Raw genomic sequence first — 16,339 nt, 5'->3', positions numbered from 1 at the left:
ACTGCTTCGGTGGACTCCCGAGGACTGAGACCCGACGGCACGATCGCCCGCGAGGGCTCCCTCACGCGCGTCGCGCCCACGTTCCGGCCCGTGGTGGAGGCTGCGCGGGCCCGGATCGCCGCGACCTTCGGAGCGGATCGGTTGCACAGCGCTTACCTGTACGGCAGTGTGCCCCGAGGCACAGCGACGCCCGGGGTGTCGGATCTCGACGTGCTTCTGGTGCTCCGGGAGGAACCTGCCGACTCCGACCGCGCGGATGTGCAGGCCATCGAGAACGACCTGGACGCTGCGTTCGACCAGATCGACGGCGCTGCCATCGGCCTCGCCTCCGCGCCCGACCTACTCAGTGAACGGGAACGATACGACGGCGGGTTCTTCGTCGCGTGCCTGTGCACCCCGTTGCTTGGCGAGGACCTCGCGGCGAACCTGCCCCGGTACCGGCCCACGTCGCTGCTCGCGCGCGAGACCAACGGCGACCTCCACCTGCTGCTTCCTCAGTGGCGGGAACGTGCGGGGCAAATCGGGACGGAGGCCGAACACAAAACGCTGGGACGACGAGTCGGCCGACGGCTCGTGCGCACGGCGTTCACCCTCGTCATGCCGCGCTGGGGCGGTTGGACCAGTGATCTGCGACGCGCAGCGGAGATCACTGCACGCTACTACCCCGAACGGAGCGAGCAGTTTCGTCTCGCGGCTACGACCGGCCTCGGTTCACGCGCGGACGCGGACGTCATGCGAATACTTCTCGACGACCTCGGCCGTTGGCTCGTCACGGAGTACGAGGCGGTACACGGACGAAAAGCTCCGCGCGCCTGAGCACGCCCATGATTCCCTCAACGCCGGGCACGTCCGTTGCGGCGGTACGTGCTGACCGCGGGTGAGCCATCGATCCAGAACCGCCACGGCACGTCCTTGGCCGCCGCCACCCCGACCCGCGGACCCGACCTGATGTGCTCCGCCCCAACCGGTTCGCCGGCCAGGAGACGCACCGGCGAATCCGGGTCGGTGAGGTCGAGCCCGTTGTGGGCCCGGTCGAGCCCCAGCACGGAGGTCAGCACTGCGGGGCCCTTCGCGACGAGTCCACCGCCGCGTGCCGTCGGTCTCCGCGACCGAGCCAGCTCCCTGCCCTCGACGACCTCCCCCGCGCGCAGCAACACCGCTCCGGGTTCACCGTCGTTCAGCCCGACGACGTTCGCACAGAAATGCATGCCATAGACGAAGTAGACGTAGAGATGTCCCGCCGGGCCCCACATCACCTCGTTGCGGGGGGTCCGGCCGCGATAGCAGTGGGACGCGGGATCATCAAGGCCCCGGTACGCCTCCACCTCGACCAGACGTACACGCACCGTGCCCTGATCACTGCGCGACTCCAGCTCGTAACCCAGCAAGCTCAGAGCCAGGTCAACCGGATCGACAGCGAGGTCCTCCCGCCTGACCACACGTCCCGCCACAACTTCGTCCGTCACCGCGCTCCTCTTGCCGACATCGCCGCGACCAGAGTAGTGGGAGGCACCACCTACCGCGTCGCCCACGCACGAAGATCGGCCAGGCGCGACACCAACCGTTCCCTCTGCTCGGCGACCCGGTCGGGAGCCGTCCCACCACGCGAGTCACGGGATGCCACAGACCCACGGACGCTGATCACCGCGCGGACGTCCGGCGTCAGGGCCGGGTTGATCTTGGCAAGTTCCTCGTCGGTGAGCTGGTCCAGGCCCACGTCCCTGCTCTCAGCCACTCTGACGCACTCCCCCGCCGCCTCGTGTGCGCGGCGGAAAGGAACACCCTGCCGAACCAGCCATTCGGCGATATCGGTGGCGAGTGTGAACCCTGCGGGCGCCAGTTCGGCAAGGCGGTCGGTGTGGAAGGTCAGCGTCGCGATCATCCCCGCGATGGCGGGAAGGAGCAGCTCCAACTGCTCCACGGAGTCGAAGACCGGTTCCTTGTCCTCCTGGAGGTCACGGTTGTAGGCGAGGGGCTGCGCCTTCAACGTGGCGAGCAGGCCCGTGAGGTTGCCGATCAGCCGTCCGGCCTTGCCCCTGGTCAGTTCGGCCACATCGGGGTTCTTCTTCTGCGGCATGATGGAACTGCCGGTGGCCCAGGCGTCGTCGAGAGTCACGTAACCGAACTCGGCGGTGTTCCAGATGATGACTTCCTCGGCGATCCTCGACAGATTCACGCCGAGCATCGCGACGGCGAAACTGAACTCGGCGGCGAAGTCACGTGACGCCGTGCCGTCGATCGAGTTGTCCACCGAGGCCGGAAAACCCAGTTCGTGGGCGACGGCCTCGGGATCGAGACCCAGTGACGAGCCCGCCAGCGCGCCCGATCCGTACGGTGATTCGGCCGCACGCGCGTCCCAGTCCTGTAGCCGGCCGACATCGCGAAGCAGTGCCTGTGCGTGAGCGAGCAGGTGATGCGCGAGCAGAACAGGTTGCGCGTGTTGCAGGTGCGTCCGGCCGGGGAGCACCGCACCGGAGTGCCGGGTCGCCTGCGCGACGAGCGCGTCCACGACGTCGAGCGTTCCGGACGTCACCCGGCGAGCGGCGTCTCGCAACCACATGCGGAACAGAGTCGCCACCTGGTCGTTGCGGGACCTGCCTGCCCGCAGTTTTCCACCGAGTTCCTCCCCCGCGCGTTCGAGCAGCCCCCGCTCCAGCGCCGTGTGCACGTCCTCATCGGCCACAGTCGGTGTGAACGCACCCGATTCCACATCCTGCGCGAGGCGGTCGAGCGCCGCCAGCATGCCGTCGAGTTCGTTGTCGGTCAGCAAGCCTGCCCTGTGGAGCACGCGGGCGTGGGCACGTGAACCCGCGATGTCGTAAGGAGCCAGACGCCAGTCGAAATGGGTCGATGCCGACAGCGCAGCCATCGCCTCCGCCGGTCCGCCATCGAACCGTCCACCCCACAGCTTCATCGTGTCCCCTCCAGAAACAGCGGATGGTGGATCACTCGCGCCCGTGTCCGAGCGATCCACCATCTCGTGCCGTCGCGTCAGTTGTTCTTGCTCTGCTGCCGCTTCGCGGCGATCTTGCTGGGTAGGCCCCACAGCTGCACGAAACCCTTGGCCAGCGACTGGTCGAACGTGTCACCCTCGTCGTAGGTGGCGAGGTTGAAGTCGTACAACGACTCGTCGCTGCGCCGGCCGGTGACCGTCGCGGTGCCGCCGTGCAGGATCATCCGGATGTCCCCGGACACGTGTTCCTGGGCCTTGGCGACGAACCCGTCGAGTGCGTCCTTCAACGGCGAGAACCAGAGGCCGTCGTACACCAGCTCGCCCCAGCGCTGCTCGACCTGCCGCTTGAAGCGGGCCAGATCACGCTCGACCGTGACGTTCTCCAGCTCCTGGTGCGCGGTGATCAGCGCGATGGCTCCTGGGGCCTCGTAGACCTCACGGCTCTTGATGCCCACCAGCCGGTCCTCGACCATGTCGAGCCGTCCGATGCCGTGCGCTCCTGCGCGGCGGTTCATCTCCTGGATCGCCTCGAGGACGGTGACATCCTTGCCGTCGATCGCCACCGGAACCCCCTTCTTGAAGGTGATGACCACCTCGTCGGGAGCCTGGAAGTGAACCGTCGGGTCCTGCGTGTAGGAGTAGACCTCCTTCGGAGGCTCGTTCCAGAGATCCTCCAGGATTCCCGTCTCCACGGCACGACCCCACACGTTCTGGTCGATCGAGAACGGCGACTTCTTCGTGACGTCGATCGGAAGATTGCGCTCTTCCGCGTAGGCGATCGCCTTCTCCCGGGTCCACGCGAAGTCACGCACAGGCGCCAGTACGTTCAAATCGGGGGCGAGCGCACCGATTCCCACCTCGAAACGGACCTGGTCGTTGCCCTTGCCGGTGCAGCCGTGAGCCACCGTGGTAGCCCCGTGGTACTTGGCCGCCTCGGCAAGGTGCTTGACGATCAAGGGCCGGGACAACGCGGATACCAGTGGGTACCGATCCATGTACAGTGCGTTCGCCTGTAGCGCGGGAAGGCAGTACTCGTCGGCGAACTCGTCGCGCGCATCGGCGACCACCGCTTCCACGGCGCCGCAGTCGAGCGCGCGCTTGCGGATAGTCTCCAGGTCCTCACCGCCCTGCCCGAGATCGACGGCGACCGCAACCACTTCCGCACCGGTCTCCTCAGCGATCCAACCGATCGCCACGGAGGTGTCGAGCCCGCCCGAATAGGCGAGCACCACCCGCTCAGACATTGTCCTTCTCCTCGCTCACGTTCGTTTCCGCATTCGACGACCGCTGTGCCAGTGCGGTGAACCGTTCGGCTAATTCCTTGCCCGACAACGGTTCCCTGGCGATCACCGCGATCGTGTCGTCGCCGGCGATGGAGCCGACGACCTCGTCCAACGCTGCCCTGTCGATGGCGCTGGCCAAAAACTGCGCTGCACCGGGAGGGGTGCGTAGCACCATGAGATTCCCCGAGGCGTCCACCGAGACCATGAACTCGGCCAGTAGCCTCGACAGCCGTGTCGTCCCTCCCTGTACGCCCTTCACAGGGCTGCCGTCCTCGGGAATCACGTAGACCGGGGCGCCCGAGTCCGCGCCCCTGAGTTTCACGGCGCCGAGCTCGTCCAGGTCTCGCGACAACGTTGCCTGCGTTACCTCGATCCCTTCGGCGGCAAGCAACTTCGCCAGTTCCGTCTGGCTGCGAATGGCCATGCTCGACACCAGCTCGGTGATCCTCGCGTGGCGCCGGGCGCGGTTCATGCCGCCAGTGGGGGCGGGTCGGTGGGATTGGGTTGTCATCATCGCTCCTGCCGCAAAAGCCACACCAGAAGTGCTTTTTGAACGTGCAGGCGATTCTCCGCCTCGTCCCAGACCGCGCTGGCCGGTCCGTCGATCACCTCGTCGGTGATCTCCATGCCGCGATGGGCAGGAAGATCATGCAAGACGATGGTGTCCTTACCCGTCCTGCCGAGCAAATGGGTGTTCACCTGGTACGGCAGGAACGGCGTCGTGCGGTCCTTGCCGTCGCCCTCCTGGCCCATGGAGGTCCACGCGTCCGTGGTCACGACATCGGCACCATCCGCCGCCGCGTACGGATCGGTGAACACGGTGGCGCTCCCTCCTGTCTCCTCTGCCCGTTTCACCGCGACGTCGAGCACCCACGGCAGGGGATGGAATCCCTCCGGAGCTGCGATCCGCACGTGCATTCCGGCGGTGACACCACCCACCAGCAGGGAGTGCGCCATGTTGTTGGCGCCGTCGCCGAGGTAGGTCAGAGTGAGGCCGGACAGCGAGCCCTTGCGCTCGCGCACCGTGAAGAGGTCGGACAGAACCTGGCAGGGATGGAACTCGTCGGTGAGTGCGTTCACGACCGGAACAGTGGCCGCGTCCGCGAACTCCTCGATGCGTTCCTGGGCGAAGGTGCGCCACACCACGGCATCGGTGTACCGGGACAGCACGCGAGCAGTGTCGCCGATCGTCTCCTCGCGACCCAGCTGCATGCTGCGGCCGTCAACAACCACCGCATGACCACCCAGCTGCGCGATCCCCACCTCGAACGAGAAGCGAGTGCGTGTGGAGTTCTTCTCGAAGATCACCGCGACGCTCTTCGGACCGGCCAGCGCGTCGCCGTAAGGCTGTTGCTTGAGCTGTGTCGCGAGGTCGAGAACTTCGGCCTGTTCGTGAGGGCTGAGATCGTCGTCGCGGAGAAAGTGGCGTGGCATGTCAGTCGTCCTTCGAAATGGCGGCGTCGAGAGCCTGGGGTAGTGCTGCCAGCAGCGCATCGACTTGCGCCCGCGTCACGATCAGCGGAGGCGCCAGCCTGACCACATCGGGCTGGACCGGATTGACGAGGAAACCCGCTTGCCCGGCCGCTGCGGCGACGGCCGAGGACACGCCACTGTTCAGCACGACACCGAGCAGCAGGCCAACGCCTCGCACTGTCCGCACCAGCGGGTGGTCGATGCGTTCCACTCCCGCGGTGATCTCCTTGCCGAGGGCTGCGGCGTGTTCGAGCAAACCGTCCGCCGCGATGGTGTCGAGTACCGCGAGCCCTGCGGCACAGCAGACCGGGTTCCCGCCGAACGTGGTGCCATGCTGTCCAGGCTCGAATAGGTTCGCGGCCTCGCCGAACGCCAGGCAGGCACCGAGTGGCAACCCGCCGCCGAGGCCCTTCGCCAAGGTCACGATGTCGGGCCGGATCCCCGCCCGCTGATAGGCGAACCAACTACCCAGCCTGCCGATGCCGGTCTGGACCTCGTCCACGACGAGGAGGGCGCCGTGCCGGCTGGTGATCTCCCTTGCCGCCACGAGGTAATCGTCGCCTGGCACCACCACACCGTTCTCACCCTGGACCGGTTCCACCACGAAGGCCGCCGTGTCGGAGTCGATCGCACTCTCCAACGCTGTGACATCGCCGTAGGGCACATGCCGCACGCCCGGAACCAGCGGCTCGAAGGGCACGCGTTTGGCAGGCTGCCCTGTCAACGCCAGCGCACCCATCGTGCGTCCGTGGAATCCGCCCTCGGTGGACACGACCGTTCGCCTGCCCGTGCGCCGGGCGAGCTTGAACGCCGCCTCGACGGCCTCGGCGCCGGAATTGCAGAAGAACACCCTGCCGTCGTCGAACCCCGACAGGTCGAGAAGCCGCTCGGCCAGTGCCAGCGCAGGCTCGTTGAGGTAGAGGTTCGATGTGTGGCCGATGGTGGAGATCTGACTCGTCACCGCCGACACCACGGCGGGATGTGCGTGCCCGAGCGCGTTGACCGCGATACCCGTCACGAAATCGAGATACTGGCGACCGTCGGCGTCCCACACCACGGCCCCCTCGCCCCGGACGAGATGCACCGCAGGGGTGCCGTAGTTGTTCATCATGGCGGAACGCCACCGAAGCTGAGAGTCCTCATTGGACACCGTCATCGTCCCCCTCGTCCGGAAGTACCATCGTGCCGACGCCACGCGACGTGAAGACCTCGAGCAACACCGAGTGCGCGAGTCTGCCGTCGATGACGTGCGCTCGTCGCACACCACCTCGGACAGCCCGCAGACATGCCTCCATCTTCGGGATCATCCCGCTTGCCAGGCGCGGCAGAAGCTCTTCGAGATCGTTCGCCCCGATACGGTCCACGAGCGACGAGCGGTCGGGCCAGTCCGCGTAGAGGCCTTCCACGTCGGTCAGCACGACGAGTTTCTCCGCGTGCAGTGCCGCGGCGAGCGCGCCGGCAGCCGTATCGGCGTTGACGTTGTGGACCACGCCGTCGGCGTCCGGTGCCACGGTGGACACCACCGGGATCCGGCCCGCGTTCACGATGTCGAGGACCGCGTCCGGGTTGACGCCGACGACCTCACCGACCAGCCCGATATCGACCTGTTCACCGTCCACCGTGGCTTTCTTGCGTTCCGCGGTGAAGAGGTGGGCGTCCTCGCCCGAGATGCCCACGGCGTAGGGGCCGTGAGCGTTGACGAGTCCCACCAGTTCGCGACTCACCTGACCGACCAGGACCATCCGAACGATGTCCATCGTCTCGGGCGTGGTCACTCGGAGCCCGCCCCTGAACTGTCCGTCGATTCCGAGCCGGTCGAGCATGGCGGTGATCTGTGGTCCGCCACCGTGGACGACGACCGGCCGCAGCCCCGCGATGCGCAGGAACACCATGTCCTGCGCGAACGCCTTCTTCAATTCGTCGTCGATCATCGCGTTGCCGCCGTACTTCACGACGACCGTGGCACCGTGGAAGCGTTGGAGCCAGGGGAGTGCTTCGATGAGCACTCCGGCCTTCTCCGCGGCGGCGGTCAGTCGTTCGTCGGCCGGTACAAGAGAATTCGTGTGTGTCATGTCGAGTACGCCGAGTTCTCGTGCACATAGGCGTGGGTGAGGTCGTTGGTCCAGATCGTCGCCGCCTCATCGCCCGCCTTGAGGTCCACGGTGACGGTGACCTCACGGGCCGAGAGGTCCACGGCGTCCCTGGGTTCGCCCGGTTCGCCACCCCGGCAGATCCACACACCGTTGAACGCAACATCCAGTGCCGACGGCTCGAAGGTGGCGTCTGTCGTTCCCACCGCGGCGAGAATGCGACCCCAGTTCGGGTCCTTGCCGAACACCGCGGTCTTGAACAGGTTGCTCCGCGCGATCGCCCTGCCCACCGCGAGCGCGTCGTCCTCCGTCGCGGCGTTGACCACGTCAATCGTGATGTCGTGTTCGGAACCCTCCGCGTCACCGAGCAACTGCATCGCGAGGTCGTGACAGGTGGAGGTGAGCAACGACGTGAACTCCCCCGCGTCCGGCTCCGTGCCGGACGCACCGTTGCACATCAATAACACGGTGTCGTTGGTGGACATGCAACCGTCGGAGTCGAGCCGATCGAAGGTCGCGCGCGTAGCGGCACGCAACGCCCGGTCGGCCGTCTCGGCATCGACCGCGGCGTCGGTAGTGATCACGACGAGCATCGTGGCGAGTGCGGGCGCGAGCATGCCTGCGCCCTTCGCCATCCCGCCGACCGTGTAACCAGGACCTTCGCGTACCACCTGCTTGCTGCGGGTGTCCGTGGTCATGATGGCTTCGGCTGCCGAGGAGCCACCCTCCACCGACAACGCTTTCACTGCCGCCTCGATGCCGGTGTTCAACGCCTCGCGGTCGAGTTTCTCGCCGATCAGGCCGGTCGAGCAGACGACGACGTCGATAGCACCGAGCCCCAGCCGCTCCGCGACCAGCTCCGCCGACGCGTGAGTGGTCTGGAATCCGGCGGGACCGGTGTAACAGTTGGCGCCCCCTGAGTTGAGCACGACGGCCTTCGCACTGCGGTCGGCCATGACCTGCTCGCTCCACAGCACCGGATTCGCCTTACAGCGGTTGGTCGTGAACACGGCCGCGGCTACGTCGGAAGGGCCGTCGTTGACCACAAGTGCGACATCCGGCCTGCCGCTGGCCTTGAGCCCGGCGGCAACGCCTGCGGCGCGGAATCCCCGAGGTGAGGTGACGGTCATGCGCCTACCTCCGCTGGACCCGAAGCGGACCTCATGGTGCGACTCCTGTCATCGGCAGCCCGGCGGTTTCCGGGAGCCCGAGGGCGATGTTCATGGACTGCACGGCACCTCCTGCCGTGCCTTTGGTGAGGTTGTCGATCGCGGAGACCACGACAAGACGGCCTGCTGAGCTGTCCACCCCGACCTGGAGGTGGACCATGTTCGATCCGACCGTGGCTGCCGTCGTCGGCCACACGCCTTCCGGCAGGAGCGAAACGAAGGGTTCGTCACCGTAGGCCTTGTCGTAAACGCTCCGTACCGCGTCCAGACCCGTCTCCCCGCTGAGTGGAGCGCTGGCCGTGGTGAGAATGCCGCGCGGCATCGGGGCGAGCACCGGGGTGAACGACACGGTGACCGGACCGTCCGCGACCGCGCTGAGGTTCTGAACGAACTCAGGCGTGTGCCGGTGCGCTCCCCCGACTCCGTACGCGCTGGCGGAGCCCATCACCTCGGACCCGAGCAAGTGCGGTTTGAGACTCCTGCCCGCACCCGACGTCCCGGTGATCGAGACGATTGTCACCTCCGGCTTCACCAGACCAGACGCGATCGCCGGTGCCAACGCGAGCGATCCACCCGTCGGGAAACAACCAGGCACGGCAATGCGGGTCGCGCCGCGCAGACGCTCGCGCCCGCCTGGCAGCTCCGGCAGCCCATAGGGCCACGTGCCGGCGTGCTCGTTGCCGTACCACTGCTCCCAGTCGGAAGAGTTCTTCAGCCGATGGTCGGCCCCGAGGTCGATCACAAGGGTGTTCCGGCCCAGCTCGGCGGCGATCCCACCGGAGTGCCCGTGGGGCAGAGCGAGGAACACCACGTCGTGACCCGTCAGCGTGGCGGCTGTGGTCTTCTGGACAAGACGGTCGGCAAGCGGACCGAGATGCGGTTGGTGTGCCCCGAGCGAGGTTCCCGCGCTACTCGCGGCTGTGAGTGCGCCGATCTCGACGTCCGGGTGCGCGAGCAAGAGCCGCAGTAGCTCTCCACCCGCGTAGCCGGTCGCACCGGCCACCGCTGCCTTCACCGTCATGCGAATAATTATGCATCATCATGCAAATCCAATCAATCGGGGATCCCAAGCCGAGACATTCGCTCATATGTTCGATAGTATCGCCCGCGCCATCCCCCTCGCAGTTCCCGAAACGGGTGACTTCGTGCCAATACAGAACACACCTGAAAGCGACGAGGTCACCGCTGTGGTGACCGCCGTCCGGGACGGGCTGGCCGCACTCGCCGACCCGCGGAGTGCTCCCGCCATGCAGCGCTACATGAAATCCGACATGCCCTTCAGAGGTGTGCGGACGCCTCAACGGCGTGGCCTCGCCCGCAGGATCACCCGCGAGTTGCCGTTCCGGGACAGGAACACCTGGCTGCAGACGGTGCTCCGGCTCTGGGACGACGCCACCTACAGGGAAGAGCGCTACGTCGCGATCGATCTCACCGGTCACCGCGCCGTCGCCCACTGGCAGGCCCCGGACCTACTTCCCCTCTACGAGCACCTCATCGTGACGGGTGCATGGTGGGACTTCGTCGATGAGATCGCCATCAACCGCATCGGCCCTCTCCTACGACAGCACTTCGCCACCGTGGCCCCCGTCCTCCGGCACTGGGCACACGCCCCCGACCCGTGGAAACGCCGCGCGGCCCTGCTCAGCCAGAACGCGTCGGGAGCCAGCACCGACCCCGCCCTGCTGAACGACTGCATCGAAGCGAATCTCGACGAGCCCAGCTTCTTCCTGCGCAAGGCCATCGGCTGGGCGCTCAGGCAGTACGCGAGAACCGACACGCGATGGGTGGAAGACTTCGTCGCCGATCACCCTGGCCTGTCACCGCTGTCAAGAAAGGAAGCACTCAGGCGACGGTGACGTGGTCGCGCCGTGACGAGCGCGACCACGTCACCGCATCAAGCGCGCAGCACCGCGCCGAAACGCTCGCCCGCCACCGCAACAGCGGCGTCACGAGCCTTCGTGGCCTCCTCGACCGTCAACGTACGGTCAGGTGCGCGGAACCGCATCGCATACGCCAAAGACCGCTTGCCCTCACCGATCTGCTCACCCGCATAAAGGTCGAACAACGCGATGTCCTCCACGAGTTCACCCGCGCCGTCACGCAGAGCGGCAGCGAGATCGGCTGCGGAAACTTCGTCGTCAACGACCAGTGCCACATCCAGCAGAACCGGCGGGAACGGCGAGATCGACGGTGCGGGTCTGCGATCGACCACCGGAATCGCGTCGAGGTTCAGCTCCATCACAGCCGTGCGCTTCGGCAGTCCGAGTTTCTCGACCACCTTGGGATGCAGCTCACCGGCGTACCCGATCGTGCGGCCCTCCACCAAAAGCCGTGCACATCGACCGGGATGCCACGGCATGACATCCGCCGACTCGATGTCGATCTCCACGCCGGACACGGCACCGACGAGCCGTGCGGCCTGAACGGCGTCAGCCCACATGGCGGGCTCTCCCTTGCCCCACCAACCGGATCGCCGCAGCTCGCCGGTCAGCACGACAGCCACATGCAAAGGCTGGTCGGGAACCGCCTGCTCCAGCGCGGCAAGTTCCTCGTCGGACGGCCTCTGTTCCACACCGGGATCGGGTGCGCCGATCTGCTCGGGGCCCGGACGCACAACCTGGCCGACGTGGTAGAGCGCGACGTCACGGAATCCACGTGAGAGGTTGCGCTGCAACACGTCAAGCAAGCCCGGAAGCAACGTGGTCGTCAGCTGGTTCTTGTCCGACTCCAGTGGGTTCAGCACGGGCACCGAATGCCTGCGTGGATCGTCGTCGGACAGACCGAGGTCGTCCCACACCGTGGCCGGAACGAACGGGAACGGCAGAACCTCGACGTAACCGGCCTCGGCGAGAGTGCGCGAGACCGATCGCCGCCGACGCTGCGCCGCCGTCAGTCCGCGCCCCGCCGGAGCGGCGGGCAGGACCGACGGGATGGTGTCGTACCCCTCCAACCGCAGAACCTCTTCGACGAGGTCGGCCGCCTGAGAGAGGTCCCCGCGCCAGCTCGGCGGCACTGCGGTGACCACGGCGGTGCCGTCGTCACCCGTGCCCACCGCGACCTTGCAGCCAATCTGCGTAAGCCTGCGCACCGTGACACCGCGATCGAATCGCACGCCCGCGACCCGATCGGGAAGGCTGATCGGCATGGTGATCGGCAGAGGCGCCTCCACGCGCCCTTCGTCGGTTCGCCCTGGGCGGATACTGCCGTCGCCGTACCTGCGCAGCAGCCTGGCAGCCACCTCCACCGCGACCGCGCACAGTTCCGGATCGGTGAACCGCTCGAACCTGCGCGCCGCCTCCGAGAACAGGTTGTGCCTACGAGCCGTTCTGCTGATGGAACCGGGGTCCCAATGCGCGGCTTCCAGCAGCACGTCGGTGCTCTCGCCGTGAATCTCCGTACCCGCACCGCCCATGGTGCCCGCAAGCGAGATGACCCCGCTGTCGTCCGCGATCACCACGTCATCCGGGTCGAGTGTGCGCTCGACGTCGTCCAGCGTTGTCAGCGTCTCACCCGGCTTCGCGCGACGGATGACGAGATCACCTTGCACGGAGTTCGTGTCGAAGGCATGCAACGGGTGCCCGAGCTCCAGCATCACGTAGTTCGTGACGTCAACGGCGAGAGAGATCGGCCGCATTCCGGCGAGCAACAGGCGACGCTGAATCCACCACGGGGTCGGCGCGCCCGCGTCGAGATTCGTCACCCTGCGCAGCACGAAACGGCGGCAGCCCTGTGGATCCTCGATCCGAACAGGCCATGCGTCACCCTCGCCCTCGGGGACGTCCACATTCGCCGGGTCGCCGTAAGGCACGTCGAACGCGCAAGCCAGCTCCCGCGCAAGACCACGCACCGACAAGGTGTGCCCGAGATCAGGGGTGGGTGTCAGCTCGAACACCGCGTCCACGAGATCGAGCACCTCGCGGGCGTCGTCACCCGGGTCTGCCGTACCCGACGGCAACACCAGGATCCCACCGTGATCCTCTCCGATCCCGAGTTCCCGGACGGAGCAGATCATGCCCTCGCTGACATGGCCGTACGTCTTGCGAGCGGAGATCGCGAAGCCACCCGGCAACACGGCACCCGGCAGCGCGACCACCACGAGGTCACCCTCGGCGAAGTTCGTCGCTCCGCAGACGATGCCGTTGGTGGGCGGCTTCGTGGGATCGATGTCCTCGGCGCTCTCGGCCTCCTCCGTGCCACCGACATCGACCCGGCAGTACCGGATGGGCTTCTTGAAACCGGTGAGTTCCTCGATCTCGACGACGCGCCCGATGACGAGCGGGCCCGTGATCTCACCGACGGCCTCGACGCCCTCGACCTCGATACCCAGGTTCACGAAGGCGTTCGCGATGTCGTCGTTCGTGACGTCCTCGCCGAGTTCGAGGTGCTCCCTCAACCAGCTGGCCGGAACCTTCATCACGCCTCCGTTCCCTGCGGGACACCCGCACCCGGTCGGCGCGAACGACACACCGCCCGATCCTGTGCCATTCCCGCCTCCGTTCCCCGCGGGACACCCGCACCCGGTCGGCGCGAACGACACACCGCCCGATCCTGTGCCATTCCCGCCTCCGTTCCCCGCGGGACACCCGCACCCGGTCGGCGCGAATCACGCACCCTGCGATCCTGCGCCATTCACGCCTCCGTTCCGAAGGGCAGAGTGAACCTCACGTCGCCCTCCACCATGTCGCGCATGTCGGGGATGCCGTTGCGGAACATGAGGGTGCGCTCGAGCCCCATGCCGAAGGCGAAGCCCGAGTACACGTCGGGGTCGATGCCGCACGCCCTGAGCACGTTCGGGTTGACCATGCCGCAACCGCCCCACTCGACCCAGCCGGGGCCGCCCTTCTTCTCCGGGAACCACACATCCACCTCGGCGGAGGGTTCCGTGAAGGGGAAGAAGTGCGGCCGGAACCGCGTGCCCGATTCCTCGCCGAACATGGCTTTCGCGAACGCGTCCAGAGTGCCCCGCAGATGCGCCATCGTGAGCCCCTTGTCCACGGCGAGGCCCTCGACCTGGTGGAACACGGGTGTGTGGGTGGCGTCGAGCTCGTCGGTACGGAACGTCCGGCCGGGACACACGACGTACACCGGCAGTTCCCTGTGCAGCAACGCCCGCGCCTGCACCGGTGAGGTGTGGGTGCGCAGCACCAGGTTGGAGCCCTCCGGGCCCGCGTAGAACGTGTCGGCCATCCGGCGCGCCGGATGGTCCTTGCCGAAGTTCAGGGCGTCGAAGTTGAACCACTCGGCTTCGAGCTCCGGCCCCTCGGCCACCTCGTATCCCATCGCGACGAACACGTCGGCGACCTGCTCGGCGATCATGCTGACGGGGTGACGGGCTCCTCGCGGCACCCGGTCCCACGGCAAGGTCACGTCAACCGCTTCCTCGCGCAGCACCCGTTCGTCACGCTCGGCCTGAAGAGCGGCACGACGTTCGTCGAACGCGGCCTGCACCTCCTGGCGAGCCTGATTGACCAGCTTGCCCGCCTCGGACTTCCGCTCCTTGGGGAGCTTTCCGATGGCCCTGCGGGCGAGCGACAGCGGGGCCTGGTCGCCGAAGTGCGACGGCTTCACCGCGGCAAGGGCATCCAGATCCGCGGCAGCCGCGAACTCGTTCCTCGCCGCATCGACGGCCGCCCTCAACGTCTCGGGCGCGACCCTGTCTGCCGACTCCGGCTCCTGATTCTCCAAGGCTTCGGACATAGCTCCTCGAACGTCCGCTCCACGTTGAAAGGGCTGTACGCGAGCGCGAGCGCACGTCAGCGGTTCACACGCGGAATTCTAGGTGAGCACCATCGGCCACCGTCCGTCACCCTCCGTCAGGAATGGTGCCGGACGGCGCTGGCGTAAAGACACACGGCGGCCGCCGTGGCGAGATTGAGGCTCTCCGCCTTGCCGTACAACGGAACCCGCACGGCGCTGTCGCACGCGTCGAGCACGTCGTCGCCGAGGCCGTGCGCCTCGTTGCCGAAGAACCACGCGGTCGGCTTATCGAGACCGTCCGCAGTCGCCAGATCGGCCTCGGCGTACCCGTGGGCCGCGACAGTGGTCAGTCCGATCCGGCCGCACGCCTCGACAACGCGATCGACGTCGGGTTCCGCCGCGACAGGGAGATGGAAGAGGCTTCCGGTCGAGGCTCGCACACACTTGCCGTTGTGCACATCCACGCAGCGCCCCGCGAAGATCACGGCATCGGCACCGGCGGCGTCGGCCACTCTGAGCACGGTGCCCGCGTTGCCGGGGTCGGCGATGTCCACCAGCACCGCCACGAGGCGAGGCGCATTGGACAGCGCTGCGGCGACGTCGATCGTCACGGTGTCGCACACGGCCACGATGCCCTGGGGGGTCACCGTCTCGGACAGCAACTCGGCCGCACGGTCGTTGACGAGCGACACGAGGGGCGCTTCGGCGACCAACTCGGGATGCCGCCGCGCCGCGTCCTCGGTGACGTACAGCTCGTGCACCGTGCCGTAGCGAAGTGCCTCACGCACCGCCTGTGCACCCTCGGCGAGGAAGCGACCCGTCTCCGCGCGGACCGACCGGCGCGTCAGGCGCCGCGCAGCAACGACCCGGGGTGTCCGGTGGGTGAACGGGACATCCCCGGGTCGTTGATGCCTGGTGCTCAGGCCGACTTCTTCACGTCGGAGGGCAGGCTCTGCTTGGCCACCTCGGCGAGCGAGGCGAAAGCGGCGGCATCGTTCACCGCGAGGTCCGCGAGGATCTTGCGGTCAACCTCGACGCCCGCGGCCTTCAGACCCTGGATGAAGCGGTTGTAGGTGACGCCGTTCTGGCGCGCCGCCGCGTTGATGCGAGTGATCCACAGCTGGCGGAAGTCGCCCTTGCGGGCACGGCGGTCCCGGTAGGCGTAGTTCAGCGAGTGGAGCGTCTGTTCCTTGGCCTTGCGGTACAGGCGCGAACGCTGGCCGCGGTAGCCGCTGGCCAGTTCGAGAGTCGCGCGACGCTTCTTCTGGGCGTTGACCGCCCGCTTGACGCGTGCCACGGATCCATCCTGTCGTGTCGGGGGGCGCGGTCCGAGCGCCCCGGTGGGTTACGGCGAAGCTGGTTCGGCGCGAGGGTTCAGCGACCGAGCAGGCGCTTGACGCGGGGCACGTCCTGCGCCGCGACCTCGGTGGTGCCCTCGAGCCTGCGGGTCACCCTGCTCGACTTCTTCTCGAGCAGGTGCCTGCGACCGGTCTGCTGACGCCGGATCTTGCCGCTGCCCGTCACGCGGACGCGCTTCGACATCCCGCTGTGGGTCTTGTTCTTCGGCATTCTTACCTCTCTCATACGGCAGCACACCGATCACCGGTGTGCTGCTGCGTGGTGGCGGTACCGTCGGCCGACTTCGAATCGGCCGCCTGCCGCCCGCCATGGAGC

At 67.2% G+C, this 16,339-nt stretch carries 16 protein-coding genes; 2 read left to right on the top strand and 14 right to left on the bottom strand.

Going from position 1 to position 16,339, the window contains the following annotated elements:
• Nucleotides 1-9 precede the first annotated feature (9 nt).
• Complete coding sequence (locus SACXIDRAFT_RS17760) at nucleotides 10-816, top strand: nucleotidyltransferase domain-containing protein (RefSeq protein ID WP_006240012.1); 807 nt, start codon at nucleotides 10-12, stop codon at nucleotides 814-816.
• Between the two features lie 17 nt (nucleotides 817-833).
• Here SACXIDRAFT_RS17760 and SACXIDRAFT_RS17755 read toward each other — a convergent pair whose 3' ends face one another.
• The 9 genes from SACXIDRAFT_RS17755 to argC form a co-directional block, all read right to left on the bottom strand.
• On the bottom strand, nucleotides 834-1,466 hold the full coding sequence (locus SACXIDRAFT_RS17755; RefSeq protein WP_006240011.1) for a DNA-3-methyladenine glycosylase: 633 nt from the start codon (nucleotides 1,464-1,466) through the stop codon (nucleotides 834-836).
• Nucleotides 1,467-1,516: 50 nt separating this feature from the next.
• Nucleotides 1,517-2,914: an argininosuccinate lyase gene (argH, locus tag SACXIDRAFT_RS17750; RefSeq protein ID WP_006240010.1), complete on the bottom strand. Its 1,398-nt coding sequence runs from the start codon at nucleotides 2,912-2,914 to the stop codon at nucleotides 1,517-1,519.
• A gap of 77 nt (nucleotides 2,915-2,991) precedes the next feature.
• Nucleotides 2,992-4,197, bottom strand: coding sequence for an argininosuccinate synthase (locus SACXIDRAFT_RS17745; protein ID WP_006240009.1), 1,206 nt, complete (start codon nucleotides 4,195-4,197; stop codon nucleotides 2,992-2,994).
• Nucleotides 4,190-4,747, bottom strand: coding sequence for an arginine repressor (locus SACXIDRAFT_RS17740; RefSeq protein ID WP_006240008.1), 558 nt, complete (start codon nucleotides 4,745-4,747; stop codon nucleotides 4,190-4,192). Before SACXIDRAFT_RS17740 ends, SACXIDRAFT_RS17745 begins: the two co-directional genes overlap by 8 nt.
• A complete protein-coding gene (argF, locus tag SACXIDRAFT_RS17735; protein ID WP_006240007.1) occupies nucleotides 4,747-5,670 on the bottom strand; it encodes an ornithine carbamoyltransferase in 924 nt (307 codons plus the stop codon). The genes SACXIDRAFT_RS17740 and argF overlap by 1 nt, the downstream gene beginning before the upstream one ends.
• A 1-nt stretch (nucleotide 5,671) precedes the next feature.
• Nucleotides 5,672-6,865 carry an acetylornithine transaminase gene (locus tag SACXIDRAFT_RS17730; RefSeq protein ID WP_006240006.1) on the bottom strand — a complete coding sequence of 398 codons (1,194 nt, stop codon included), beginning with the start codon at nucleotides 6,863-6,865 and terminating at the stop codon, nucleotides 5,672-5,674.
• Nucleotides 6,849-7,781: an acetylglutamate kinase gene (argB, locus tag SACXIDRAFT_RS17725; RefSeq protein WP_006240005.1), complete on the bottom strand. Its 933-nt coding sequence runs from the start codon at nucleotides 7,779-7,781 to the stop codon at nucleotides 6,849-6,851. The genes SACXIDRAFT_RS17730 and argB overlap by 17 nt, the downstream gene beginning before the upstream one ends.
• Nucleotides 7,778-8,929 carry a bifunctional glutamate N-acetyltransferase/amino-acid acetyltransferase ArgJ gene (gene argJ, locus SACXIDRAFT_RS17720; RefSeq protein WP_006240004.1) on the bottom strand — a complete coding sequence of 384 codons (1,152 nt, stop codon included), beginning with the start codon at nucleotides 8,927-8,929 and terminating at the stop codon, nucleotides 7,778-7,780. Before argJ ends, argB begins: the two co-directional genes overlap by 4 nt.
• Nucleotides 8,930-8,960: 31 nt before the next feature.
• Entirely contained in the window at nucleotides 8,961-9,989 is a 1,029-nt protein-coding gene (gene argC / locus SACXIDRAFT_RS17715; protein WP_006240003.1) for an N-acetyl-gamma-glutamyl-phosphate reductase, read from the bottom strand.
• 67 nt (nucleotides 9,990-10,056) lie between these two features.
• Between argC and SACXIDRAFT_RS17710 the strand changes: the two genes are divergently transcribed.
• Complete coding sequence (locus SACXIDRAFT_RS17710; RefSeq protein WP_006240002.1) at nucleotides 10,057-10,824, top strand: DNA alkylation repair protein; 768 nt, start codon at nucleotides 10,057-10,059, stop codon at nucleotides 10,822-10,824.
• Nucleotides 10,825-10,862: 38 nt separating this feature from the next.
• On the opposite strand, the gene pheT is transcribed toward SACXIDRAFT_RS17710, so the two are convergent.
• The 5 genes from pheT to rpmI all read right to left on the bottom strand — a co-directional run bounded on the left by pheT (nucleotide 10,863) and on the right by rpmI (nucleotide 16,234).
• Nucleotides 10,863-13,382, bottom strand: a complete 2,520-nt coding sequence (gene pheT, locus SACXIDRAFT_RS17705; RefSeq protein ID WP_006240001.1) for a phenylalanine--tRNA ligase subunit beta — start codon at nucleotides 13,380-13,382, stop codon at nucleotides 10,863-10,865.
• A gap of 215 nt (nucleotides 13,383-13,597) precedes the next feature.
• Nucleotides 13,598-14,665, bottom strand: a complete 1,068-nt coding sequence (gene pheS, locus SACXIDRAFT_RS17700; protein WP_006240000.1) for a phenylalanine--tRNA ligase subunit alpha — start codon at nucleotides 14,663-14,665, stop codon at nucleotides 13,598-13,600.
• A gap of 116 nt (nucleotides 14,666-14,781) precedes the next feature.
• Nucleotides 14,782-15,588 carry a TrmH family RNA methyltransferase gene (locus tag SACXIDRAFT_RS17695; RefSeq protein WP_006239999.1) on the bottom strand — a complete coding sequence of 269 codons (807 nt, stop codon included), beginning with the start codon at nucleotides 15,586-15,588 and terminating at the stop codon, nucleotides 14,782-14,784.
• Nucleotides 15,585-15,962: a 50S ribosomal protein L20 gene (rplT, locus tag SACXIDRAFT_RS17690; protein WP_006239998.1), complete on the bottom strand. Its 378-nt coding sequence runs from the start codon at nucleotides 15,960-15,962 to the stop codon at nucleotides 15,585-15,587. The genes SACXIDRAFT_RS17695 and rplT overlap by 4 nt, the downstream gene beginning before the upstream one ends.
• Nucleotides 15,963-16,039: 77 nt before the next feature.
• A complete protein-coding gene (gene rpmI, locus SACXIDRAFT_RS17685) occupies nucleotides 16,040-16,234 on the bottom strand; it encodes a 50S ribosomal protein L35 (protein WP_006239996.1) in 195 nt (64 codons plus the stop codon).
• Nucleotides 16,235-16,339: the final 105 nt, after the last annotated feature.

This window comes from Saccharomonospora xinjiangensis XJ-54 (genome assembly GCF_000258175.1).
GTDB lineage: Bacteria > Actinomycetota > Actinomycetes > Mycobacteriales > Pseudonocardiaceae > Saccharomonospora > Saccharomonospora xinjiangensis.
This window is presented reverse-complemented; position numbering and strand designations above follow the sequence as displayed.